This window comes from Pseudomonas sp. NFX15 (assembly GCF_049132105.1).
Classification (GTDB): Bacteria; Pseudomonadota; Gammaproteobacteria; order Pseudomonadales; family Pseudomonadaceae; genus Aquipseudomonas.
Map to the genome: position 1 here is coordinate 133,684 of NZ_JAFMPV010000004.1, position 23,575 is coordinate 157,258.

General features: G+C 61.4%; 29 protein-coding genes. 18 read left to right on the forward strand and 11 right to left on the reverse strand.

Going from position 1 to position 23,575, the window contains the following annotated elements:
- Positions 1-5 precede the first annotated feature (5 nt).
- The gene (gene pilG / locus J1D76_RS05940; protein ID WP_421137472.1) at positions 6-410 is read right to left on the reverse strand and encodes a twitching motility response regulator PilG; all 405 of its coding nucleotides are present in this window, start codon (positions 408-410) and stop codon (positions 6-8) included.
- Between the two features lie 292 nt (positions 411-702).
- Between pilG and gshB the strand changes: the two genes are divergently transcribed.
- From gshB to J1D76_RS05975, 7 genes are all read left to right on the forward strand, one after another.
- Positions 703-1,656, forward strand: a complete 954-nt coding sequence (gshB, locus tag J1D76_RS05945) for a glutathione synthase (RefSeq protein WP_421137473.1) — start codon at positions 703-705, stop codon at positions 1,654-1,656.
- 64 nt (positions 1,657-1,720) lie between these two features.
- Entirely contained in the window at positions 1,721-2,620 is a 900-nt protein-coding gene (locus J1D76_RS05950; protein WP_421137474.1) for an energy transducer TonB, read from the forward strand.
- 151 nt (positions 2,621-2,771) lie between these two features.
- Positions 2,772-3,344, forward strand: coding sequence for a YqgE/AlgH family protein (locus tag J1D76_RS05955; protein ID WP_421137475.1), 573 nt, complete (start codon positions 2,772-2,774; stop codon positions 3,342-3,344).
- Positions 3,344-3,781 (forward strand): Holliday junction resolvase RuvX, encoded by a 438-nt coding sequence (ruvX, locus tag J1D76_RS05960; protein WP_421137476.1) that lies wholly within the window; start codon positions 3,344-3,346, stop codon positions 3,779-3,781. Before J1D76_RS05955 ends, ruvX begins: the two co-directional genes overlap by 1 nt.
- A gap of 80 nt (positions 3,782-3,861) precedes the next feature.
- Positions 3,862-4,365 carry a bifunctional pyr operon transcriptional regulator/uracil phosphoribosyltransferase PyrR gene (gene pyrR / locus J1D76_RS05965; RefSeq protein ID WP_421137477.1) on the forward strand — a complete coding sequence of 168 codons (504 nt, stop codon included), beginning with the start codon at positions 3,862-3,864 and terminating at the stop codon, positions 4,363-4,365.
- Positions 4,366-4,392: 27 nt separating this feature from the next.
- Complete coding sequence (locus tag J1D76_RS05970; protein ID WP_007913665.1) at positions 4,393-5,397, forward strand: aspartate carbamoyltransferase catalytic subunit; 1,005 nt, start codon at positions 4,393-4,395, stop codon at positions 5,395-5,397.
- Positions 5,394-6,665 (forward strand): dihydroorotase, encoded by a 1,272-nt coding sequence (locus J1D76_RS05975; RefSeq protein ID WP_421137478.1) that lies wholly within the window; start codon positions 5,394-5,396, stop codon positions 6,663-6,665. Before J1D76_RS05970 ends, J1D76_RS05975 begins: the two co-directional genes overlap by 4 nt.
- Before the next feature lie 74 nt (positions 6,666-6,739).
- On the opposite strand, the gene J1D76_RS05980 is transcribed toward J1D76_RS05975, so the two are convergent.
- The gene (locus tag J1D76_RS05980) at positions 6,740-7,171 is read right to left on the reverse strand and encodes an NINE protein (RefSeq protein WP_421137479.1); all 432 of its coding nucleotides are present in this window, start codon (positions 7,169-7,171) and stop codon (positions 6,740-6,742) included.
- A 251-nt stretch (positions 7,172-7,422) separates the two neighbouring features.
- Between J1D76_RS05980 and J1D76_RS05985 the strand changes: the two genes are divergently transcribed.
- Positions 7,423-8,043 carry a C40 family peptidase gene (locus tag J1D76_RS05985; RefSeq protein ID WP_421137480.1) on the forward strand — a complete coding sequence of 207 codons (621 nt, stop codon included), beginning with the start codon at positions 7,423-7,425 and terminating at the stop codon, positions 8,041-8,043.
- Between the two features lie 159 nt (positions 8,044-8,202).
- Here the strand turns inward: J1D76_RS05985 and J1D76_RS05990 are convergent, their stop codons facing one another.
- On the reverse strand, positions 8,203-9,237 hold the full coding sequence (locus tag J1D76_RS05990; protein ID WP_421137481.1) for a type IV pilus twitching motility protein PilT: 1,035 nt from the start codon (positions 9,235-9,237) through the stop codon (positions 8,203-8,205).
- A gap of 56 nt (positions 9,238-9,293) precedes the next feature.
- Here J1D76_RS05990 and J1D76_RS05995 point away from each other — a divergent pair, with 56 nt between their 5' ends.
- The 9 genes from J1D76_RS05995 to J1D76_RS06035 all read left to right on the forward strand — a co-directional run bounded on the left by J1D76_RS05995 (position 9,294) and on the right by J1D76_RS06035 (position 15,991).
- On the forward strand, positions 9,294-9,992 hold the full coding sequence (locus J1D76_RS05995; RefSeq protein ID WP_421137482.1) for a YggS family pyridoxal phosphate-dependent enzyme: 699 nt from the start codon (positions 9,294-9,296) through the stop codon (positions 9,990-9,992).
- Positions 9,993-10,027: 35 nt separating this feature from the next.
- Positions 10,028-10,846: a pyrroline-5-carboxylate reductase gene (proC, locus tag J1D76_RS06000; RefSeq protein WP_421137483.1), complete on the forward strand. Its 819-nt coding sequence runs from the start codon at positions 10,028-10,030 to the stop codon at positions 10,844-10,846.
- Between the two features lie 10 nt (positions 10,847-10,856).
- Positions 10,857-11,447, forward strand: a complete 591-nt coding sequence (locus J1D76_RS06005; RefSeq protein ID WP_421137484.1) for a YggT family protein — start codon at positions 10,857-10,859, stop codon at positions 11,445-11,447.
- Between the two features lie 187 nt (positions 11,448-11,634).
- The gene (gene metX / locus J1D76_RS06010) at positions 11,635-12,774 is read left to right on the forward strand and encodes a homoserine O-succinyltransferase MetX (protein ID WP_421137485.1); all 1,140 of its coding nucleotides are present in this window, start codon (positions 11,635-11,637) and stop codon (positions 12,772-12,774) included.
- A 7-nt stretch (positions 12,775-12,781) separates the two neighbouring features.
- The gene (gene metW, locus J1D76_RS06015; protein WP_007987819.1) at positions 12,782-13,402 is read left to right on the forward strand and encodes a methionine biosynthesis protein MetW; all 621 of its coding nucleotides are present in this window, start codon (positions 12,782-12,784) and stop codon (positions 13,400-13,402) included.
- A 26-nt stretch (positions 13,403-13,428) separates the two neighbouring features.
- The gene (locus J1D76_RS06020) at positions 13,429-13,863 is read left to right on the forward strand and encodes a DUF4426 domain-containing protein (RefSeq protein WP_421137486.1); all 435 of its coding nucleotides are present in this window, start codon (positions 13,429-13,431) and stop codon (positions 13,861-13,863) included.
- Positions 13,860-14,456, forward strand: coding sequence for an RdgB/HAM1 family non-canonical purine NTP pyrophosphatase (gene rdgB / locus J1D76_RS06025; protein ID WP_421137487.1), 597 nt, complete (start codon positions 13,860-13,862; stop codon positions 14,454-14,456). The genes J1D76_RS06020 and rdgB overlap by 4 nt, the downstream gene beginning before the upstream one ends.
- Entirely contained in the window at positions 14,453-15,658 is a 1,206-nt protein-coding gene (hemW, locus tag J1D76_RS06030) for a radical SAM family heme chaperone HemW (RefSeq protein WP_421137488.1), read from the forward strand. The genes rdgB and hemW overlap by 4 nt, the downstream gene beginning before the upstream one ends.
- A 9-nt stretch (positions 15,659-15,667) precedes the next feature.
- Positions 15,668-15,991, forward strand: a complete 324-nt coding sequence (locus J1D76_RS06035; RefSeq protein ID WP_104450143.1) for a DUF3392 domain-containing protein — start codon at positions 15,668-15,670, stop codon at positions 15,989-15,991.
- Between the two features lie 124 nt (positions 15,992-16,115).
- Here the strand turns inward: J1D76_RS06035 and trmB are convergent, their stop codons facing one another.
- The 4 genes from trmB to J1D76_RS06055 form a co-directional block, all read right to left on the reverse strand.
- Positions 16,116-16,841 carry a tRNA (guanosine(46)-N7)-methyltransferase TrmB gene (gene trmB, locus J1D76_RS06040; RefSeq protein WP_421137489.1) on the reverse strand — a complete coding sequence of 242 codons (726 nt, stop codon included), beginning with the start codon at positions 16,839-16,841 and terminating at the stop codon, positions 16,116-16,118.
- Between the two features lie 9 nt (positions 16,842-16,850).
- On the reverse strand, positions 16,851-17,645 hold the full coding sequence (locus tag J1D76_RS06045) for a thiazole synthase (RefSeq protein ID WP_421137490.1): 795 nt from the start codon (positions 17,643-17,645) through the stop codon (positions 16,851-16,853).
- 60 nt (positions 17,646-17,705) lie between these two features.
- A complete protein-coding gene (thiS, locus tag J1D76_RS06050; RefSeq protein WP_160386128.1) occupies positions 17,706-17,906 on the reverse strand; it encodes a sulfur carrier protein ThiS in 201 nt (66 codons plus the stop codon).
- Positions 17,907-17,977: 71 nt separating this feature from the next.
- A complete protein-coding gene (locus J1D76_RS06055) occupies positions 17,978-18,358 on the reverse strand; it encodes a DUF423 domain-containing protein (RefSeq protein ID WP_421137491.1) in 381 nt (126 codons plus the stop codon).
- 72 nt (positions 18,359-18,430) lie between these two features.
- On the opposite strand from J1D76_RS06055, the gene mtgA reads away from it, so the two are divergent.
- Positions 18,431-19,153 carry a monofunctional biosynthetic peptidoglycan transglycosylase gene (gene mtgA / locus J1D76_RS06060; protein ID WP_421137640.1) on the forward strand — a complete coding sequence of 241 codons (723 nt, stop codon included), beginning with the start codon at positions 18,431-18,433 and terminating at the stop codon, positions 19,151-19,153.
- Between the two features lie 169 nt (positions 19,154-19,322).
- Here the strand turns inward: mtgA and rpoH are convergent, their stop codons facing one another.
- The 4 genes from rpoH to ftsY form a co-directional block, all read right to left on the reverse strand.
- Positions 19,323-20,177: an RNA polymerase sigma factor RpoH gene (gene rpoH / locus J1D76_RS06065; protein WP_007975386.1), complete on the reverse strand. Its 855-nt coding sequence runs from the start codon at positions 20,175-20,177 to the stop codon at positions 19,323-19,325.
- 120 nt (positions 20,178-20,297) lie between these two features.
- Positions 20,298-21,320, reverse strand: a complete 1,023-nt coding sequence (gene ftsX / locus J1D76_RS06070) for a permease-like cell division protein FtsX (protein ID WP_421137492.1) — start codon at positions 21,318-21,320, stop codon at positions 20,298-20,300.
- The gene (gene ftsE / locus J1D76_RS06075) at positions 21,317-21,988 is read right to left on the reverse strand and encodes a cell division ATP-binding protein FtsE (protein ID WP_095057385.1); all 672 of its coding nucleotides are present in this window, start codon (positions 21,986-21,988) and stop codon (positions 21,317-21,319) included. Before ftsE ends, ftsX begins: the two co-directional genes overlap by 4 nt.
- A complete protein-coding gene (gene ftsY, locus J1D76_RS06080) occupies positions 21,985-23,469 on the reverse strand; it encodes a signal recognition particle-docking protein FtsY (protein ID WP_421137493.1) in 1,485 nt (494 codons plus the stop codon). Before ftsY ends, ftsE begins: the two co-directional genes overlap by 4 nt.
- Positions 23,470-23,575 lie beyond the last annotated feature (106 nt).

Genomic DNA, 23,575 nt, shown 5'->3' on the forward strand with positions numbered 1-23,575 from the left:
GTGTCCTACTGCGGCAATACGGCGGCGAAACCAGGCACATGGGCCTGGATCGCATCCAGCAATTCTTCCTTGCTGAAAGGCTTGGTCAAGAACTGGTCGGAGCCGACGATGCGCCCCTTGGCTTTGTCGAACAGGCCATCCTTGGAGGACAGCATAATCACCGGCGTCGACTTGAACGCACTGTTGCTCTTGATCAGGGCGCAGGTCTGGTAGCCGTCGAGGCGCGGCATCATGATGTCGACGAAGATGATGCCGGGGTGGTTGTCGACAATCTTGGCCAGGGCATCGAAGCCGTCGATGGCGGTAATGACCTCGCACCCGACGCTTTTCAACAACGTTTCGGCGGTGCGCCGAATTGTCTTCGAATCGTCGATCACCATGACCTTCAAGGCGCTGGGGTGCTGATCCATAAAATGCTCTACCGTCGCCTTTGCGAAACAATTTGTCCGTTTGCCGCCAAACGGCAGCTCGAAACCCTTGATGTTCAAGGGCCAGTACCACTTGGCAGCCTTTTTAGCACAGTCTCCAGAACCAATCTATCGGCCGACCGGGACGATGGTTTTTCCTTGACCGGGAACACACTCAGCGCCACTCTGACGCCACTTTTATACGGCCCTTTGGCCTGATCGTTTTTTGTGGGAGCGAGCCTGCTCGCTCCTACAGTAAATCGACATTCGGCCCCCCATTTTCGAGGAAAACCCAATGAGCGTTCGCGTCGGGATTGTCATGGACCCTATCGCCAGCATTTCCTATAAAAAGGATAGCTCGCTGGCCATGCTGCTGGCCGCACAGAAACGCGGCTGGGAGCTGTTCTATATGGAGCAGCGCGACCTGTACCAGGCTGAAGGCCAGGCGCGGGCGCGGATGCGTCCGTTGCAGGTGTTCGCCAACCCGGAAAAATGGTTCGAACTGGGCGCCGAAAGCGACGCGCTGCTGAGCGACCTGGACGTGATCCTGATGCGCAAGGATCCGCCGTTCGACATGGAATTCGTCTATTCCACCTACCTGCTGGAACAGGCCGAGCGCGCCGGCGTGCTGGTGGTCAACAAGCCGCAGAGCCTGCGCGACTGCAACGAAAAGCTGTTCGCCACGCTGTTCCCGCAGTGCACACCGCCGACCATTGTCAGCCGTCGCCCTGACGTGCTGCGCGAATTCGCCGACCATCATGGCGATGTGATCCTCAAGCCCCTGGACGGCATGGGCGGTTCTTCGATCTTCCGCCACACCGCCGGGCACCCGAACCTGTCAGTGATTCTCGAAACCCTGACCCTGCATGGTCAGCAGCAAATCATGATCCAGGGTTACCTGCCGGCCATCGTCGATGGCGACAAGCGCATCCTGATGATCGACGGCGAGCCTGTGGATTACTGCCTGGCGCGAATTCCCGCGGCGGGCGAAACCCGTGGCAACCTCGCTGCCGGTGGCCGTGGCGAAGCCCGCCCGCTGACCGACAAGGACCGCTGGATCGCCGCGCAAGTCGGCCCGACCCTGCGCGAAAAAGGCCTGCTATTTGTTGGCCTGGACGTGATCGGCGAGCACCTGACCGAGATCAACGTCACCAGCCCGACCTGCATTCGCGAAATTGACAACGCCTTTGGCACTGATATCGGCGGCCTGCTCATGGATGCCATCGATCAGAAGCTCAAGGCACGTTGATTTGCCAAACCAACATTGCGTTATCATGCGCGGCCTGTAAAAACGCGATGTTGGTTGCCTTGCCATGACACTCCCGTCCGATCTGCCTGCCGAACTCGCCCACCGTCGCGTGCGCCCGGCCGATCGTCTCGGTTTTACCCTGTTCCTGGCGGCGCTGATCCATTTGGCGCTGCTGTTGGGTGTCGGTTTTGCGGTGGTCGAGCCCAAGCAGATCAGCAAGACCCTGGAAATCACCCTCGCCACCTTCAAAAGCGAAAAGAAGCCCGAGAAGGCCGATTTCCTCGCCCAGGAGAACCAGCAAGGCAGCGGCACCCTGGATAAAAAGGCCGTTCCCAAGACCACCGAGGTCGCGCCGTTCCAGGACAACAAGGTGCAGAAAGTCACGCCACCGCCGGCCGCCAAGCCTGAAGTTCAGGAAGCCCCGCCGAAAGCCGCCGTGACCACCGTGGCGCCGAAACCGAAAAAAGCCCCGGCCAAGACCGAAGAACCCAAGGCCACGGTCAAGCCTCAGGTGCAGGCGCCGACGTTCGACAGTGAACAACTGTCCAGCGACATCGCCAGCCTCGAAGCGGAACTGGCCACCGAACAACAGCTCTACGCCAAGCGCCCGCGCATCCACCGCCTGAGTGCGGCCTCGACCATGCGCGACAAGGGTGCCTGGTACAAGGATGAATGGCGCAAGAAGGTCGAGCGTATCGGCAACCTCAACTACCCCGATGAAGCCCGGCGCAAGCAGATTTACGGCAATTTGCGCTTGATGGTGTCGATCAATAGCGACGGCTCATTGTATGAAGTGCTGGTGCTGGAATCTTCCGGCCAGCCGCTGCTGGATCAGGCTGCGCAACGTATCGTGCGCCTGGCGGCGCCGTTTGCACCGTTTACCGGCGACTTGTCGGACGTCGACCGCCTGGAAATCATCCGCACCTGGAAATTCGCCCGCGGCGACCGCCTCCAAAGCAATTGACCGCACTTGCCCCCTGTAGGAGCTGGCTTGCCAGCGAAGGCAATCTCAGGGACGCCTTCGCTGGCAAGCCAGCTCCTACAGGTGATCAAACTCAAGCAAACATCGCTTCCCCAGCTTGTCAGTTCGCCCCTCGAACGCCACACTAGCGCACATGAAAAACGTCAGCCCCAGCTACCTCAAGCATCAATTCCTGATCGCCATGCCACACATGGCCGACCCGAACTTTGCGCACACCTTGACCTACATCGTCGAGCACACGGCCAATGGGGCCATGGGGCTGGTGGTCAACCGCCCGCAAGAGCTGAGCCTGGCCGATATCCTTGAGCAATTACGCCCGGAGATCGAACCGCCAGCGCTGTGCCAGCATGTGCCGATCTTCATCGGCGGCCCGGTACAAACCGACCGCGGCTTCGTCCTGCATCCCAAAGGGCTGAGTTTCCAGGCGACCGTTGATCTGGAAGGCGACTTGTCGTTGTCGACCTCCCAGGACGTCCTGTTTGCCATCGCTGATGGCGTCGGCCCGGCGAAAAGCCTGATTGCCCTCGGTTATGCCGGGTGGGAAGCCGGGCAACTGGAGGCCGAACTGGCCGACAACGCCTGGCTGACCTGCCCGTTCGACGCCGACATCCTGTTCAACACCCGCAGCGAACTGCGCCTGGAAGCGGCGGCCAAACACCTGGGCGTCAACCTCAGCCTGTTGACTAGCCAGGCGGGGCACGCCTGATGGCCCTGCGGTTGATCCTCGGCTTCGACTACGGCACCAAACAGATCGGCGTAGCGGTCGGCCAGGTGATTACCGGCCAGGCCCGCGAGCTGTGCACCCTGAAGGCGCAGAACGGCATTCCCGACTGGGATCAGGTCGAAGCCTTGATCAGAGAGTGGAAGCCCGATGCCGTGGTGGTGGGCCTGCCGCTGAACATGGACGGCACGCCCAGCGACATGTGCGCCCGCGCGGAAAAATTCGCCCGGCGCCTGAACGGCCGCTTCAACCTGCCCTTCTACACCCACGATGAACGCCTGACCACCTACGAGGCCAAGGGCGAACGCCTGGCCCGTGGCGGCCAGAAAGGCAGTTACCGCGACAACCCGGTCGATGCCATCGCCGCCGCCCTGCTGCTGCAAGGCTGGCTCGACGAGAACGGCGCACTGTTCGAATCCTGAAGAGCCGCGATGCGTCTCTCTATCGCTACAACCCGAGCCACCTGCACCACGACCCGGCTCGGGCCCAAGAAGGAGCAACCATGAGCCTGCCCAATCCCGCCGAACTGATCAGCCAGATGGCCACGCGCCTCAAGGCCCATCTGGAACACCGTGGCATCACTGACCCGCGTTTCATCGGCATTCGCACTGGCGGTGTCTGGGTGGCCCAGGCGCTGCTCAAGGCACTGGGCAGCGATGAGCCCTTGGGCACCCTCGACGTGTCCTTCTACCGCGACGATTTCAGCCAGAACGGCCTGCACCCGCAGGTTCGTCCTTCGGCCTTGCCGTTCGAGATCGAAGGTCAGCACCTGGTGCTGATCGACGACGTACTGATGAGCGGCCGTACCATCCGCGCCGCCCTGAACGAACTGTTCGACTACGGCCGCCCGGCCAGCGTGACGCTGGTGTGCCTGCTGGACCTGGACGCCGGCGAGCTGCCGATCCGGCCGAACGTGGTCGGCGCGACCCTGTCGCTGGCAGCCCACGAACGGGTGAAGCTGTCCGGCCCGGAGCTGGCGCTCGAACTGCAAGACCTCGCCTTTTAATCCGCCCTATTGAGAGTCCCCATTGCGATGACGCCTCTAGACACCAAGCGCCCGCTGCAGCTCAATGACCAGGGCCAGCTGCGCCACTTCCTCTCGCTCGACGGCTTGCGCCGCGAGTTGCTGACGGAAATCCTCGACACCGCCGACTCCTTCCTCGAAGTCGGTGCCCGGGCCGTGAAGAAGGTCCCGTTGCTGCGCGGCAAGACCGTCTGCAACGTGTTCTTCGAGAACTCGACTCGCACCCGCACTACCTTCGAACTGGCAGCCCAGCGCCTGTCGGCGGACGTGATCACCCTCAACGTGTCGACGTCGTCGGCGAGCAAGGGCGAAACCCTGCTCGATACCCTGCGCAACCTGGAAGCCATGGCCGCCGACATGTTCGTGGTGCGCCACGGCGATTCCGGTGCCGCGCATTTCATCGCCGAGCATGTCTGCCCGCAGGTGGCGATCATCAACGGCGGCGACGGCCGGCACGCGCACCCGACCCAGGGCATGCTCGACATGCTGACCATCCGCCGGCACAAGGGCGGTTTCGAAAACCTCTCGGTGGCCATCGTCGGTGACATCCTGCACTCGCGGGTGGCGCGCTCGAACATGCTGGCCCTGAAAACCCTCGGTTGCCCGGACATCCGCGTGATCGCGCCAAAAACCCTGTTGCCAATCGGCATCGAGCAATACGGCGTGAAGGTCTATACCGACATGACCGAAGGCCTGAAGGATGTCGACGTGGTGATCATGCTGCGCCTGCAACGGGAACGCATGACCGGCGGCCTGCTGCCGAGCGAGGGCGAGTTCTACCGCCTGTTCGGCCTGACCACCGCGCGCCTGGCCGGCGCCAAGCCGGACTGCATCGTCATGCACCCGGGGCCGATCAACCGCGGTGTGGAGATCGAGTCGGCGGTGGCCGACGGCCCGCACTCGGTGATCCTCAACCAGGTGACCTACGGGATCGCCATTCGTATGGCCGTGCTGTCCATGGCCATGAGCGGGCAGACAGCCCAGCGCCAATTCGAGCAGGAGAACGCCCAGTGAAGCTCAGCATTCTCGGCGCCCGCGTCATTGATCCGGCCAGCGGCCTGGATCAAGTCACCGATATCCACATCGAAGCCTGCAAGGTCGTCGCCCTTGGCGCGGCGCCTGCCGGTTTCGTCGCCGTCGACACGATCGACGCCAAGGGCCTGGTGGCCGCCCCGGGCCTGGTTGACCTCAACGTCGCCCTGCGCGAGCCGGGCTACAGTCGCAAAGGCTCGATTGTCAGCGAGACCCGCGCGGCAGCCGCCGGCGGCGTCACCAGCCTGTGCTGCCCGCCGAAGACCAAACCGGTGCTGGACACCTCGGCCGTGGCCGAACTGATCCTCGACCGCGCTCGTGAGGCCGGCAACACCAAGGTGTTCCCGATTGGCGCCCTGAGCAAAGGCCTGGACGGCGAACAGCTGGCCGAACTCGTGGCCCTGCGCGATGCCGGTTGCGTGGCCTTCGGCAACGGCCTGGAGAGTTTCCGCAACACCCGCACGCTGTGCCGGGCACTGGACTACGCCGCGACGTTCGACCTGACGGTGATTTTCAACTCCCAGGACTACGACCTGGCCGAGGGTGGCCTGGCCCACGAAGGCCCGACCGCCAGTTTCCTGGGCTTGCCGGGCATTCCGGAAAGTGCCGAGACCGTGGCCCTGGCGCGGGACCTGCTGCTGGTCGAACAGACTGGCGTGCGTGCGCACTTCAGCCAGCTGACCAGCGCCCGCGGCGTGGAACTGATCGCTCAGGCTCAGGCCCGCGGCTTGAAGGTGACCGCGGATGTGGCGCTGTACCAGTTGATCCTGACCGATGAAGCCCTGATCGGCTTTAGCAGCCTGTACCACGTCCAGCCGCCGCTGCGCACAGCCGCCGACCGCGATGGCCTGCGTGCAGCAGTTAAATCGGGGGTAATCTCGGCCATTTCCAGCCATCACCAACCCCACGAGCGTGACGCCAAGCTGGCACCGTTCGGCGCGACCGAGCCGGGCATCAGCAGCGTCGAACTGTTGTTGCCGCTGGCACTGACGCTGGTGGAAGACGGCTTGCTCGACTTGCCGACGCTGCTCGCACGCCTGGGCACCGGACCTGCCGAAGCTTTGCGCCTGCCGGCGGGCAAACTGGCGGTGGGCGGGGCGGCGGACATCGTGCTGTTCGACCCGGCGAGCTCGACCGTGGCAGGTGAAAGCTGGCTGTCGAAAGGCGAAAACTGCCCGTTCATTGGCCACAGCCTGCCGGGTGTGGTGCGTTATACGCTGGTGGATGGCCGGATCAGCCACCAGGCGTAAAACCGAGTAGCTGCCATTCGCTGGCAAGCCAGCTCCTACACGTCCCTGTAGGAGCCGGCTTGCCAGCGAAGCTTTTACTGGAATGCGCCGCGGTTCTGGGCGTTACGCACCGACACCTGGTCGTTCAGCGTCCAGAAGTCATACAGCACGCCAATAAAGAACAATCCACCCGTCAGCAGGTAGAGCAATCCGCTGATCCATTTCCCCTGATACATCCGGTGCACGCCGAACACCCCGAGAAACGTCAGCAGGATCCACGCCACGTTGTATTCGATGGGGCCAGCGGTAAAGCGCAAGTCAGCCTCACGATCCATGGCAGGGATCAGGAACACGTCGATCAGCCAGCCAATACCCAGCAATCCAAAGGTGAAGAACCAGATCGTCCCGGTCACCGGCTTGCCGTAATAGAACCGGTGAGCGCCGGTAAAACCGAAAATCCACAGCAGATAGCCGATCACCTTGCTGTGGGTGTCTTGATGCGGGAGTGCTTGTTGATAGGGGTTCATGAATGACCTCGATTCACACGATAGATAAATATTCTTTAATTCTTTGTGACTTTTTTACAGGCACCCGACGTATGGCAAATGCTACCTTCGCTCCCGTCAAAGCCTTATAGCACCTGACTTCTGTCCGACAATTGCGTCCATTTGCCGCTTGTTTGGTTCCGTTGACCTCCGGGTTGAATCGACCAACGGCCTCGGAAGGTCAAAAAAAGCTGTTATAAAGTTGCGCGCTAACTTATTAAGAGCCTTGCCTAATGCGTTCATTTTTCAAGACATGGCTAACCATTTGCCTTTTGATGCCACTGGCCGCCCACGCCACCAATCGTGAGCAACGTCTTCCAAACGTTAATGGTTACACCCCAAAATCCCACGTTTCTGCTCCTTCGAGCAAAAACAAGAAAAACGCCAAACACGCTCCAACCCTGGCTAGCAACAAAAGCGGCCTGGTACCACCGATGGGGCCCAAGGAAAGCAGCAACGTGCTCAGTCGCGCGGTGAACGTCCTCGGTACACCTTATCGTTGGGGCGGCAGCAGCCCAAGCAAAGGCTTCGACTGCAGCGGCCTGGTCAAGTACGCGTTCAACGATGCCACCTTCGACCTGCCACGCACCTCCAACGCCATGGCCAGCGGCCACGGGGAGAAAGTCGAGCGCGGCGACCTGAAGCCGGGCGACCTGATTTTCTTCAACATCAAGAGCCGTCGGGTCAATCATGTTGCCATTTACCTGGGTAACGACCGCTTCATCCACGCGCCACGTCGTGGCAAATCGGTGAGCATCGACACTCTGAAGAAACCGTACTGGGAAAGCCACTACGTGGTTGCCAAGCGGGTTCTGCCGAAAGAGCCGCATCAGATGCGTGTGGTACAGCGCTGATTGGCCTCACTCGGTCAATTGTGGCGAGGGGGCTTGCCCCCGTTCGGCTGCGGAGCAGACGCAAAGCAGGCAACACATTTAATCTGATCAGATTGATCTAGGGTCGCTACGCGACCCAACGGGGGCAAGCCCCCTCGCCACAGAGCCCCGCGCAACCTTTCAAATCCCCTCCGGCGACCGCGCCTTCTCCCGCGCATGCTCGCGGCTGATCACCCCCCTGTTCACCAGGCTTTTCAGGCTCATGTCCAGCGTCTGCATGCCCAGCGCTCCGCCCGACTGAATTGCCGAGTACATCTGCGCCACCTTGTCCTCGCGGATCAGGTTACGGATCGCCGCCGTCCCCAGCATGATTTCGTGGGCCGCGACGCGCCCGCCGCCCACCTTCTTCACCAGCGTTTGCGAGACCACTGCCAGTAGCGACTCGGAAAGCATCGAGCGCACCATCGATTTTTCATCTCCCGGGAACACGTCCACCACCCGGTCGATGGTCTTCGCCGCCGACGTGGTGTGCAGCGTGCCGAACACCAGATGGCCGGTTTCGGCAGCGGTCAGCGCCAGGCGAATGGTTTCCAGGTCACGCATCTCGCCCACCAGGATTACGTCCGGGTCTTCGCGCAGCGCCGAGCGCAGGGCCGTGGCGAAACTGCGGGTATCACGATGGACTTCACGCTGGTTGATCAGGCATTTGCGTGATTCGTGGACAAACTCGATGGGGTCTTCGATGGTGAGGATGTGGTGATGCCGATGGCTGTTGAGGTAATCGATCATCGCCGCCAGCGTGGTGGATTTACCGGAACCGGTCGGGCCGGTCACCAACACCAGGCCACGGGGCGCGTCGGTCACTTTGCGGAACACTTCACCCATGCCGAGTTCTTCCATGCGCTGCACGTTCGCCGGGATGGTGCGAAACACCGCGCCGGCGCCACGGTGCTGGTGGAAGGCATTGACGCGAAAACGCGCCAAGCCGGGCACTGCGAAGGAAAAGTCCGTTTCCAGCTGCGCCTCGAACCCCCTGCGCTGGGTGTCATTCATGACGGCATGGATCAGCGCCAGCACCTGCGTGTTATCAAGCGCTGGCAGATTGATCCGCCGCACATCGCCATCGACCCGGATCATCGGCGGCAGGCCGGCCGACAAGTGCAGGTCAGAGGCCCCCTGTTTAGCGCTGAATGACAGCAGTTCAGTGATATCCATAGCGCCTCTCAATTCCAGTAGAATGCCGCGAACCTTCTGACCGCTGGCGCCTCTTGATGTCCAACATAGCAGACAACATTCTTCAGCTTAGTTCGCGCATACATGCCGCAACACTTGCCGCCAACCGTGCAGAAAACAGCGTCCAGCTGCTGGCCGTGAGCAAGACAAAACCCGCCGCCGACCTGCGTGAAGCCTACGCTGCCGGCCTGCGCGACTTTGGCGAGAACTACCTGCAAGAAGCCCTGGGCAAACAGCTGGAACTGGCGGACCTGCCCTTGATCTGGCACTTCATCGGCCCCATTCAATCGAACAAGACTCGTGCCATCGCCGAGCACTTCGACTGGGTGCATTCCGTGGATCGCCTGAAAATCGCACAACGCTTGTCCGAGCAACGTCCTGCCGATTTGCCGCCCCTGAACATCTGCATCCAGGTCAACGTCAGCGGTGAAGCCAGCAAGTCCGGATGCACCCCGGCAGACCTGCCGGCCCTGGCCAATGCCATCAGCGCCCTGCCGCACTTGAAACTGCGTGGATTGATGGCGATCCCCGAGCCGACCGAAGATCGCGCCGCCCAGGATGCCGCGTTTGCTGCCGTGCAGCGCCTGCAAGCGAGCTTGAACCTGCCACTCGACACACTTTCCATGGGCATGAGCCATGACCTTGAGTCAGCCATTGCCCAGGGCGCCACTTGGGTGCGAATCGGTACGGCCCTGTTTGGCGCTCGCGGCTCTTCACAAATGCACGGTCAGCCATAACCCATGCTGACGCTCTTCTTTTATAAGGACCTGACATGAGCAAGACACGTATTGCCTTTATCGGTGCCGGCAACATGGCCGCCAGCCTGATCGGCGGCCTGCGGGCCAAGGGTCTGGAAGCCGCACAGATCCGCGCCAGCGATCCGGGCGAAGCAACCCGTGCCCGCGTAAGCGCCGAGCACGGCATCGAAACCTTCGCCGACAACGCCCAGGCCATTGACGGCGCCGACGTCGTCGTTCTCGCCGTCAAGCCACAAGCCATGAAAGCCGTGTGCGAAGCGATTCGTCCGAGCCTAAAGCCCCATCAACTGGTGGTTTCGATTGCCGCGGGCATTACCTGCGCCAGCATGCACAACTGGCTCGGCGCTCAACCGATCGTACGCTGTATGCCCAACACCCCGGCGTTGCTGCGTCAGGGCGTGAGCGGCTTGTTCGCCACCGCCGAAGTCAGCACCGAGCAACGCCAACAGGCCCAGGACCTGCTGTCGGCCGTCGGCATCGCTTTGTGGCTGAACGAGGAGCAGCAACTGGACGCGGTCACCGCGGTGTCAGGTTCCGGCCCGGCGTATTTCTTCCTGCTGATCGAAGCGATGACCGCCGCCGGGGTCAAACTTGGCCTGCCGGCCGACATCGCCGCGCAACTGACCCTGCAAACCGCCCTGGGCGCCGCGCACATGGCCGTCGCAAGCGATGTCGACGCTGCCGAGTTGCGCCGCCGCGTCACGTCGCCAGCGGGTACCACGGAAGCAGCCATCAAGTCGTTCCAGGCCAATGGTTTCGAAGCCCTGGTCGAAAAAGCACTCGGCGCTGCCGCGCACCGCTCGGCCGAGATGGCCGAACAACTGGGTCAATAAGGAGCTTTTCATGATTGGATTGAACACCGCAGCGGTCTATGTGCTGCAAACCCTCGGCAGCCTGTACCTGCTGATCGTGCTGATGCGCTTCGTGCTGCAACTGGTTCGGGCGAACTTCTACAACCCGCTCTGCCAGTTCATCGTCAAGGCCACCCAACCACTGCTCAAGCCACTGCGCCGGATCATCCCGAGCATCTTCGGCCTGGACATGTCCTCGCTGGTGCTGGCGATCATCGTGCAACTGGTGTTGATGGCCCTGACCCTGCTGTTGACCTACGGCACCACGGGCAATCCGCTGCAATTGCTGATCTGGTCGATCATCGGGGTGACGGCGCTGTTCCTGAAGATTTTCTTCTTCGCCCTGATCATCAGCGTGATCCTGTCGTGGGTCGCCCCGGGCAGCCACAACCCGGGTGCCGAACTGGTCAATGACGTCTGCGAACCGGCGCTGGCGCCGTTCCGCAAGATCCTGCCGAACCTGGGCGGCCTGGACATCTCGCCGATCCTGGCGTTCATGGTGCTCAAGCTGCTCGACATGCTGGTGATCAACAACCTCGCCGCCATGACCATGATGCCGGAGATCCTGCGCATCCTGATCTGACCTGTTCGGCAGGCTGGTCGCGTCACCGTTCTTCGCTGGCAAGCCAGCGCCTACAGGGGTATGCGATCCCTTGTAGGCGCTGGCTTGCCAGCGAAGGCGGCATGACTGACACACAGAGACGCCCTTCGCTTGCCGCTAACCCCAGCGGTCTTTAGACTTACGCCTCATTTCAATGAGAGCAGGGTCGATGCCAGCTGCCTTTCCCCCCGATTCTGTTGGTCTGGTGACGCCGCAAGTGGCGCACTTCAGCGAACCCCTGGCCCTGGCCTGCGGTCGCTCGCTCGCGGCCTATGACCTGATTTTCGAGACCTACGGCACGCTGAACGCCACGGCGAGCAACGCCGTGCTGATCTGCCACGCCTTGTCCGGGCACCACCACGCCGCCGGCTACCACAGCGCCGACGACCGCAAACCCGGTTGGTGGGACAGCTGCATCGGCCCCGGCAAGCCCATCGACACCCGCAAGTTCTTCGTGGTCAGCCTGAACAACCTTGGCGGCTGCAATGGCTCCACCGGCCCGAGCAGCATCAACCCGGACACCGGCAAGCCGTTCGGCGCCGACTTCCCGGTGTTGACCGTCGAGGATTGGGTGCACAGCCAGGCACGCCTGGCCGATCGTCTCGGCATCGCCCAGTTCGCAGCTGTGATCGGCGGCAGCCTCGGCGGCATGCAGGCGATGCAATGGAGCATCACCTACCCCGATCGCATCCGTCATTGCCTGGCCATCGCCTCGGCGCCCAAGCTGTCGGCGCAGAACATCGCGTTCAACGAAGTGGCGCGCCAGGCGATCCTCACCGACCCGGAATTCCACGGTGGTTCGTTCCAGGAACAGGGCGTGATCCCCAAGCGTGGATTGATGCTGGCGCGCATGGTCGGCCACATCACCTACCTGTCCGACGACTCCATGGGCGAGAAATTCGGCCGCGGCCTGAAGAGCGAAAAGCTCAACTACGACTTCCACAGCGTCGAGTTCCAGGTCGAAAGTTACCTGCGTTATCAGGGCGAAGAGTTCTCCGGGCGCTTCGATGCCAACACCTATCTGTTGATGACCAAGGCGCTCGATTACTTCGATCCGGCGGCGAACTTCGACGATAACCTGGCGAAAACCTTCGAAGGCGCCAAGGCCCAGTTCTGCGTGATGTCGTTCACCACCGACTGGCGCTTCTCCCCGGCCCGCTCGCGGGAACTGGTGGACGCGCTGATGGCGGCGCGCAAGGACGTCTGCTACCTCGAGATCGACGCACCGCAAGGCCACGACGCCTTCCTGATTCCGATCCCGCGCTACCTGCAGGCGTTCGGCAACTACATGAACCGCATTTCGTTGTGAGAAAGCCATGAGAGCTGATCTGGAAATCATCCAGGAATGGATCCCCGCCGGCAGCCGCGTGCTCGACCTTGGCTGCGGCGATGGCGAACTGCTGACCTGGCTGCGCGATAACAAGCAAGTCACCGGCTATGGCCTGGAAAACGACGCCGACAACATCGCCGAATGCGTGGCCAAGGGCATCAACGTCATCGAACAGGACCTGGACAAGGGCCTGGGCAACTTTGCCAGCAACAGCTTCGACATCGTCGTCATGACCCAGGCACTGCAAGCGGTGCACTACCCGGACAAGATCCTCGACGAGATGCTGCGCGTCGGGCGCCAGTGCATCATCACCTTCCCCAACTTCGGTCACTGGCGCTGCCGCTGGTACCTGGCGAGCAAGGGCCGGATGCCGGTGTCCGAGTTCCTGCCGTACACCTGGTACAACACGCCGAACATCCACTTCTGCACCTTCGCGGACTTTGAAGCGTTGTGTCGCGAACGTGAAGCGAAGGTCATTGATCGGCTGGCCGTGGATCAACAGCACCGCCACGGGTGGGCCAGCAAGCTATGGCCTAATCTGTTAGGTGAGATCGGCATCTACCGGGTCAGCAGCCCGGGACTTTCCGACCACAAGGTCGCAGTCTGATCCACCCTATTGCAAGGAGAACGATCATGGGTCGTCTAGCGTTGTTTCTACTCACCGCCTGCCTGAGCGTCAGCGCCATGGCGGCCGACGCCATCAAGAGCGAGCGCCAGGAAACCTTCGGCGACGTGACGGTGCACTACAACACCTTCAACTCCACCTACCTGCTGCCGGACGTGGCCAAGGCCGCCCAACTGACGCGCAGCAAGGAGCAGGGCGTGATCAACATTTCGGTGATCAAGGCCGGCACCCCCCTGGTGGCGGACGTCAGCGGCACCGTCAAGGACCTGACCAGCCAAAGCTACGTGCTGAACTTCAAGCAGGTCACCGAACAGGGCGCGGTCTACTACATCGCCCAATACCCGGTCCCGCAGCAGGAAGTGCGCACCTTCGAGATCAAGGTGCAGACCGGTGACAAGATCAACACCATTAATTTCAACCAAGAGCTTTTCCCCGGCGAATGATGAACCTTACCCAACTCGTACTGGCCAGCCATAACGCCGGCAAACTCAAGGAACTCCAGGCCATGCTCGGCGAATCGGTGCAACTGCGCTCGATCGGCGAGTTCAGCAACATTGAGCCTGAAGAAACCGGCCTGTCGTTCGTCGAGAACGCCATCCTCAAGGCGCGCAATGCCGCACGTATTTCCGGCTTGCCGGCGCTGGCCGACGATTCCGGGCTGGCAGTGGACTTCCTCGGCGGTGCGCCTGGCATTTATTCGGCGCGTTATGCCGACGGCAAGGGCGACGCGGCGAACAACGCCAAGTTGCTCGACGTGTTGAAAGATGTGCCGGAAGCTGAACGCGGCGCGCAGTTCGTGTGCGTGCTGGCACTGGTGCGCCACGCCGACGATCCACTGCCGATCCTTTGCGAAGGCTTGTGGCACGGGCGCATCCTGACCCAGGCCAGTGGCGAACACGGCTTTGGCTACGACCCGCTGTTTTGGGTGCCGGAGCGCGATTGCTCCAGCGCCGAGTTGAGCCCGGCCGACAAGAACCAGATCAGCCACCGCGCCCGTGCAATGGAACTGCTGCGCCAGCGTCTGGGCTTGAAATGACCGGTGAATCATCCGCGTCGCCGCTGATCTTCGGCGGCGACGCTCAATCACCTCGGGGGGCCCTGCCTGTATTGCCGCCCCTGGCGCTGTACATCCATATCCCGTGGTGCGTGCGCAAATGCCCGTATTGCGACTTCAACTCCCATACCGCCAGCCCGGTACTGCCGGAAGAAGAGTACGTCGACGCGTTGCTGGCCGATCTCGACCAGGACCTGCATGCCGTTTATGGGCGTGAACTGAGCTCGATCTTCTTTGGTGGCGGCACGCCCAGCCTGTTCAGCGCTGACGCGCTGGGTCGCCTGCTCAAAGGCGTCGAACAACGCATCCCGTTTGCCAGCGACATCGAAATCACCCTGGAAGCCAATCCGGGGACGTTCGAGCAAGACAAGTTCGTCGCCTACCGCAAGCTGGGGATCAATCGCCTGTCGATCGGCATCCAGAGCTTCCAGCAAGAAAAACTCCAGGCCCTGGGCCGTATCCACAACGGTGACGAAGCCGTGCGTGCCGCCGGCATGGCGCGCCAGGCCGGGTTCGATAACTTCAACCTGGACTTGATGCATGGCTTGCCGAACCAGTCCCTGGACGATGCCCTGGACGACCTGCGCACTGCCATTGCCCTGAAACCGACCCACTTGTCGTGGTATCAACTGACCCTTGAACCGAACACGGTGTTCTGGAACCAGCCGCCGACGCTGCCCGAAGACGACACGCTGTGGGACATTCAGGAGGCCGGGCAAGCACTGCTGGCCGAACACGGCTACGCGCAATACGAAGTCTCGGCCTATGCCCTGCCCGGTCGCCCGGCACGGCATAACCTCAATTACTGGAGTTTTGGCGACTTCATCGGCATCGGCGCCGGCGCCCACGGCAAGCTCAGTCACCCGGACGGGCGCATCGTGCGCACCTGGAAGACACGCTTGCCGAAGGACTACCTGAACCCGGCGAAAAGCTTCAAGGCCGGCGAAAAAGCGCTGGGCAACGACGAAATGCCGTTCGAGTTCCTGATGAACGCGCTGCGCCTGACGGCTGGGGTCGAATCGCGGCTGTATCCGGAACGTACCGGGCTCAGCCTGGAAAGCCTGGCTGAAGGTCGCCGTGAGGCCGAACAAAGCGGCCTGTTGCAGGTCGAACCGTCACGCCTGGCGGCCACCGAGCGCGGGCAGCTGTTTCTCAATGACTTGTTGCAGACTTTTCTGACCTAAGGAAATCGAATGGATCTGATACTCGACCTGCTGGCCACGGTATCGCGCTGGAGTCGCAGCAACCTCTCGGAAATCGCCCTGGCCCTGGTGGGCTGCCTGCTGGTGCTGTTTGGTGCGGATTTCAAAGGCTGGGTCGAGCAGCGCCTGGGCAGCATCGCCGGCGCCTTGCGCGTACCGCTGATGGCCCTGCTGTGCATGATCGGCAGCGGCGCGGCACTGATCTACGCCACACCCTGGGTGGTGCGCGGCTTGAGCCAATTCAACAACTACAGCCTGGCGCCGGTGTTGTTGGTGGTGCTGGTGCTGATTGGCGTCGTGGCCGACCGCCGCTGATTTCAGCCACCCCCTAAAACAACTGTAGGAGCCGGCTTGCCGGCGATGGAGTGTCAGTCAACATTGATGTGTCTGACACTCCATCGCCAGCAAGCCGGCTCCTACAAGCTTGTAGCGTTGCGGTTTAGGACTGCTTCTCGAACTTCAAATCCCACACGCCATGCCCAAGCCGTTCGCCACGACGTTCGAACTTGGTGATCGGCCGTTCGGCCGGGCGCGGTACGCACTTGCCGTCTTCGGCGAGGTTGCGGAAACCCGGCGCGACGTTCATCACTTCCAGCATGTACTCGGCATACGGTTCCCAGTCGGTGGCCATGTGCAGAATGCCGCCGACTTTCAACTTGCTGCGCACCAGCTCAGCGAAGGACGCCTGGACGATACGGCGCTTGTGGTGACGGCTCTTGTGCCACGGATCCGGGAAAAACAGCATCAGGCGATCAAGGCTGTTGTCGGCCACGCAGCGGTTGAGCACTTCGATCGCATCGCAATCGTAGACCCGCAGGTTGGTCAGGCCTTGCGTCAGCACGCCATTGAGCAACGCACCGACACCCGGACGGTGAACCTCGACGCCGATGAAATCCTGATCCGGCGAAGCCGCTGCCATTTCCAGCAGCGAATGGCCCATGCCGAAACCGATTTCCAGCGAACGCGGTGCCGAGCGACCGAACACCTGGTCGAAGTCCACCGGCGCATCGGCCAGCGGCAACACGAACAGCGGGGTGCCCTGCTCCAGGCCCTTTTGCTGGCCTTCGGTCATGCGCCCGGCGCGCATCACGAAACTCTTGATGCGGCGGTGTTGGCGCTCGTCGCCTTCTTCCGTCTGGATTGGCGTGTCGTTTGATTCAGTCATCAATGGCTCTTACTTGATCAGACCATCCAGCGGCGAAGAGGCGCTGGCATAGAGTTTTTTCGGCATACGGCCGGCGAGGTAGGCCAGGCGGCCTGCGACGATGGCGTGCTTCATGGCTTCGGCCATCATCACCGGCTGCTGGGCGTGAGCGATGGCCGAGTTCATCAGCACGGCGTCACAACCCAGCTCCATGGCGATGGTGGCGTCGGAAGCAGTACCGACACCGGCATCCACCAGCACCGGGATCTTGGCTTCCTCAAGAATGATCTGCAGGTTGTACGGGTTGCAGATCCCCAGACCAGAGCCGATCAGGCCAGCCAGCGGCATCACCGCGATGCAGCCGATTTCCGCCAACTGACGAGCAATGATCGGGTCATCACTGGTGTAGACCATCACGTCGAAGCCTTCCTTGACCAGCGTTTCAGCGGCCTTGAGGGTTTCGATCACGTTGGGGAACAGGGTTTTCTGGTCCGCCAGCACTTCCAGCTTCACCAGGTTGTGACCATCGAGCAGCTCACGGGCCAGGCGGCAGGTGCGCACGGCCTCGATAGCGTCGTAGCAACCGGCGGTGTTTGGCAGGAAGGTGTAGCGGTCTGGCGACAGGACTTCGAGCAGGTTCGGCTCGCCTTCCATCTGGCCCAGGTTGGTGCGGCGCACGGCGAAGGTGACGATCTCGGCACCCGAGGCCTCGATGGCCGAACGGGTTTCTTCCATGTCACGGTACTTGCCGGTACCGACCAGCAAACGCGACTGGTAAGTACGACCGGCCAGGACGAAAGGCTTGTCGCTACGAACGATGCTCATGGGGAATCCTCTGTAGGGGTGAGGGACTTGCAGAATTCTGTCGACCGCGGGGCCAGGCGACTAACCGCCGCCGATGGCGTGCACGACTTCGACGTTGTCGCCGTCGTTCAGCGTGGTGTCTGCATGCTGGCTGCGCGGGACGATATCCAGATTGAGTTCGACTGCCACCCGGCGCCCGGTAAGGTCCAGACGGGTGATCAGGGCCGCAACGGTTTCACCGTCGGGCAGTTCAAAGGATTCGCCGTTCAACTGAATGCGCATGCCGAATGCCGCCATCATTTTTTGGGGCTGGCATTCTAGCCCGATCATGACCTAAAGGTCAGCAACAAGCGTCAGGCGGTCATTGGCAAACGCCAGGCGGCGAGCCCCAGGCACAACCAGCCCAACAGGAAAGCCAGGCCACCGAACGGGGTGATGATGCCGAGTTTGCTGATGCCAGTCAGCGTCAGTCCATACAGGCTGCCGGAGAACAGCAGGATACCGATGGCGAACGAGGCGCCGGCCCAGGTAACGAGGCGACCGGGAATCTGCGTTGCCAGCAGCGCGACGCCCAGCAATGCCAGGGTGTGCACCAGTTGGTAGGTAACGCCGGTGTGGAAAATCGCCAGGTATTCGGGTGTCAGGCGGTTTTTCAAGCCGTGGGCGGCAAACGCGCCGAGGCCAACACCGGTAAAACCGAAAAAAGCGGCCAGCAACAGAAAGCCACGCAGCATGCAGAACTCCAGTCAGACTCGAACAACAGGGTCTGTATAATGGCCCGCTCAACGGGTTCGGCCAAGCCATCTATGCTGCGTATCTATTTCCGTCGTTTCACCAAGGCCGTGCTCTGGTTCATGGCTGGCAGCGTATTACTGGTGCTGATCTTTCGCGTGGTGCCGCCACCGGGGACGGCGTTGATGGTCGAGCGCAAGGTCCAATCCTGGTTCGATGGCGAACCGATTGACCTGCAACGCACCTGGAAACCCTGGGACGAGATCTCCGACGACCTGAAAGTGGCTGTGATTGCCGGTGAAGACCAGAAATTCTCCGAACACTGGGGCTTCGATATCGGCGCGATCCAGGCAGCGTTTGCCCACAACGAGCGCGGCGGTTCGATCCGTGGCGCCAGCACCCTGAGCCAGCAAGTGTCGAAAAACCTGTTCCTGTGGTCTGGCCGCAGCTACCTGCGCAAAGGCCTGGAAGCCTGGTTTACCGCGCTGATCGAAGTGTTCTGGCCCAAGCAGCGAATTCTCGAGGTGTACCTCAACAGCGTTGAGTGGGATGAGGGCGTGTTTGGCGCGGAAGCGGCGGCCCGGCATCACTTTGGTACCAGCGCGAAAAACCTCAGCCGCCAGCAATCGAGCCTTCTGGCCGCCGTACTGCCGAACCCGCGGGTCTGGAGTGCGAGCCATCCGACTTCCTACGTTTCACGGCGTGCGGGGTGGATTCGGCAGCAGATGAGCCAATTGGGAGGGGACAGTTATCTGGTGGGCCTCAACGATTCACGCCGTGCCCCGTGGAGAGACTGACCGGACTTCTGTAGGCGCTGGCTTGCCAGCGAAAGCGGTATGCCTGACACACCGAGTTGCCCGGTTCGCCGGCAAGCCAGCTCCTACAAAGACAGCATCGGCTTCAAGATGTGCACAAAAAAAACGCCCCGATCAATGATCGGGGCGTTTTTTATTGCCTGCTTGCCGGTTACGCGGCAATCGACAACTTGAGCTTGTTCATCGCGCTCTTCTCGAGCTGACGAATTCGCTCGGCTGACACGTTGTACTTCTGCGCCAGGTCATGCAGCGTGGCTTTTTCTTCTGCCAGCCAACGCTGGTAGAGGATGTCACGGCTGCGGTCGTCCAGCACTTCCAGCGCCTCGTGCAGGTTGTGGTTGGAGTTGTCGCTCCAGTCGGCGTCTTCCAGCTGACGGGCCGGGTCGTACCGGTGGTCTTCCAGATAGTTGGCCGGCGACTGGAATGCACTGTCGTCGTCCGCTTCGGCAGCCGGGTCGAAGGCCATGTCATGGCCGGTCAGGCGGCTTTCCATCTCGCGCACTTCCCGAGGCTCAACGCCCAGGCTTTCGGCTACGCGATGGACTTCCTCATTGTTCAACCAGGCCAGACGCTTCTTCTGGCTGCGCAGGTTGAAGAACAACTTGCGCTGGGCCTTGGTGGTCGCGACTTTCACGATGCGCCAGTTGCGCAGGATGAACTCGTGGATTTCCGCCTTGATCCAGTGCACGGCGAAGGACACCAGGCGCACGCCCATTTCCGGGTTGAAGCGCTTTACAGCCTTCATCAGGCCGACGTTGCCTTCCTGGATCAGGTCAGCCTGAGCCAGGCCGTAGCCGGAATAGCTACGGGCGATATGTACGACAAAACGCAGGTGGGCGAGCACCATCTGCCGAGCCGCCCCCAAATCCTGCTCATAATAGAGACTCTCGGCCAGTTCACGCTCCTGCTCCGGCGACAGCAATGGAATGCTGTTGACGGTGTGCACATAGGCTTCCAGGTTCGCACCCGGGACCAGCGCATAGGCAGGTTGCAAAGAATTGGTCATACGAAAAAACCTCCGACTTACAAACTCGTGCAGTTCAGCACTGCGAAAATTGACCGGAAACTGAAAGACAAGTTCCCTAAAACCCATAAACGCTGAAAGGTCAATACGAGCAAAATGATACTACTTAGGCGCAAGCTCCCTCAGGTGGCGTGCGACTGCAATCCATGCACCGATATACCCCAACAGCACCGCGCCAAGCAAGAGAGACAGACCGTCGGCAACTGGCACACCGGCCAGCGCAAAATTACTGCCATACAAACCGGCCAGCCCTACCACGGCATCGTTCAGCCAATCGAGGCCAAACGCCAGTACGCCCCAAGACAATATCCCCGCACCGAAGCCATACAGCGCGCCCATGTATAGAAAGGGCCTGCGTACATAGCTGTCCGTGCCGCCAACCAGTTTAATCACTTCTATCTCTGTGCGGCGGTTTTCAATATGAAGACGAATGGTATTGCCTATCACCAAAAGTAATGCAGAAACCAGCAGCACGGTCAGGCCAAAGACAAAACGGTCACCCAGCTTGAGGATGGCTGCCAGACGCTCGACCCAGACTAGATCAAGTTGCGCCTGTTGTACCTTGGGCAGCTCGGATAGTTTTTGTCTTAATGCTTCAAGCGCGGGCTTGTCGACTTCGTTCGGGGTCACCAGAACCACGCCCGGCAGCGGGTTCTCCGGCAACTCCTTGAGCGCCTCGCCCAGCCCGGACTGTTGCTGGAACTCTTCCAGCGCCTGTTCGCGGCTGACATATTCGGCGTCGGCGACGCCCGGCATGCCTTTGATCTGATCGCGCAGTGCTTCGCCTTCCGCCGGCTTGGCCTCAAGCTCCAGATACAAGGAAATCTGCGCCGCACGCTGCCAGGAACCGCCCAGGCGCTCGACGTTATTGAGCAAAAGTGACAGGCCCATCGGCAAGCTCAGGGCCACCGCCATCACCATGCAGGTGAAAAAGCTGCCGATGGGCTGCTTGCCCAGGCGGCGCAGGCTGTCGACCATGCTTGCGCGATGGCTTTCGATCCAGGCCCGGAACAACGTGGCGAAGTCCGGCCCATCGTCATCGTCGTGTTTTTTCTTCTTCGGCTGCGGGTCGGCGGCTTTCGGGGCCACGCGCTCGGAAACCTTGGGGCTACGTGTTGCGCTCATTCTGCAGCCTCCCCGTCGCCGATCAATCGACCGCGCTGCAGCGTCAACATGCGGTGGCGCATGCGGGCGATCAGGGCCAGGTCGTGACTGGCGATCAGCACGCTGGTGCCCAGCCGGTTGATGTCTTCGAATACGCCCATGATTTCAGCGGCCAGACGCGGGTCGAGGTTACCGGTCGGTTCGTCCGCCAGCAGCAAGGCCGGGCGATGGACGATGGCGCGGGCGATGCCGACGCGTTGTTGCTGACCGGTGGACAGGTCGCCCGGGTACAGATCGGTTTTATCCGACAGCGCCACACGCTCCAGGGCCGAATCCACGCGCTTGGCGATCTCGGCCTTGGACAGGCCGAGGATCTGCAACGGCAGCGCGACGTTATTGAATACGGTGCGATCGAACAGCAGCTGGTGATTCTGGAACACCACGCCAATCTGCCGGCGCAGGAAGGGAATCTGCGCGTTACTGATGGTGCTCAGGTCTTGCCCGGCGAGCAGCAATTTGCCGCTGGTTGGGCGCTCCATCGCCAGCAACAGGCGCAACAGAGTGGATTTACCGGCGCCGGAATGGCCGGTCACAAACAAGAACTCGCCACGACGGACTCGAAAGCTCAGCTCATGCAAGCCGACGTGACCGTTCGGGTAGCGTTTACCGACCTGTTCGAAACGAATCATGAACGCTCCCGCTCGGCAAACAAGGCCTGGACAAAGGGTTCTGCTTCAAAGGTACGCAAATCATCGATGCCTTCGCCGACACCGATGTAGCGGATCGGCAAGCCGAACTGCTTGGCCAGGGCGAAAATCACCCCGCCCTTGGCGGTGCCGTCGAGTTTAGTCAATGCCAGGCCGGTCAGTTCGACGGTCTGGTTGAATTGCTTGGCCTGGTTGATGGCGTTCTGGCCGGTACCGGCGTCGAGCACCAGTAACACTTCGTGTGGCGCGTCGGCATCGAGCTTGCCGATTACCCGGCGAACCTTTTTCAGTTCTTCCATCAGGTTGTCTTTGGTGTGCAGCCGACCGGCGGTGTCGGCGATCAGCACATCGATGCCACGCGCCTTGGCGGCTTGCACAGCGTCGAAGATCACCGAGGCCGAGTCGGCGCCAGTGTGCTGGGCGATCACCGGGATCTTGTTGCGCTCACCCCAGACCTGCAATTGCTCAACAGCGGCGGCGCGGAAGGTGTCGCCGGCGGCGAGCATGACTTTTTTGCCATCGAGCTGCAGCTTCTTAGCCAGTTTGCCGATGGTCGTGGTCTTGCCGGCGCCGTTGACGCCGACCACCAGAATCACGAACGGCTTGTTCTGCGAGTTGATTTTCAGCGGCTGCTCAACGGGCTTGAGCATCGCGGCCAGCTCGGCTTGCAAGGACTTGTACAACGCATCGGAATCGGCCAGCTCCTTGCGGGCGACCTTTTGCGTCAGGCGCTGAATGATCACCGACGTGGCTTCGACCCCGACGTCGGCGGTCAGCAAACGGGTTTCGAGGTCTTCGAGCAGTTCGTCATCGATGGCCTTCTTGCCCAGGAACAGGCTGGCCATGCCTTCGCCGATACTGGCGCTGGTTTTGGACAGGCCCTGCTTGAGGCGGGCGAAGAAACCGGCTTTGGTTTCTTCGCTGCGCACTGGCTCGACCGGGGTTTCGAGGGGAGTGACGACCGGTGCAGCAACAGGAGTGGGTACTGGCGCAGGTGCCTGGACCACGGGAGCAACCGGAGCAACCGGCTCAGGCTCGGCCACTACGACTGGCGCAACAACCGGCTCGACCGCTGGCACTTCAACCGGCCCAGGCGTAAACGCACTCGGTGCCGGAATCGCTGGCGTCACATGCGGCGCCAAATCGTTTTCGACCAGCGCCACCGGCTCTTCCGCGACCGGCAAGGTCAACCACGGCTCGCTCGCCGGGGTCAGCGGCTGCTCGGTGGCAACTTCAGCGACGGGTTCAGAAACAACTTCAGCTGTCGGTTGCAGTACCGGCTCGGCAATCGGCAGGACCACCGGCGCAGGCGCTTCTTCTATAACAGCTGCCGGCTCAGGCTCGGGAATCGGTTGTGGCTGTTCGACGGCGGGTTCCTGCGGTTTTTTGCGCAGCCATCCGAACAGGCTTTTTTTCTCGCCAGCCGCAGCTGGGGTCTTCTTGTCGTCGTTGGAACCAAACATGGAGGACGGCTATCTCACGGTAGCGACGCGCCAATGGCGCCCCGGCAAATAAATATTCGATGCAGAACAGACTGCGATTGACCCAGCTTGTTCACGCGCAACATTT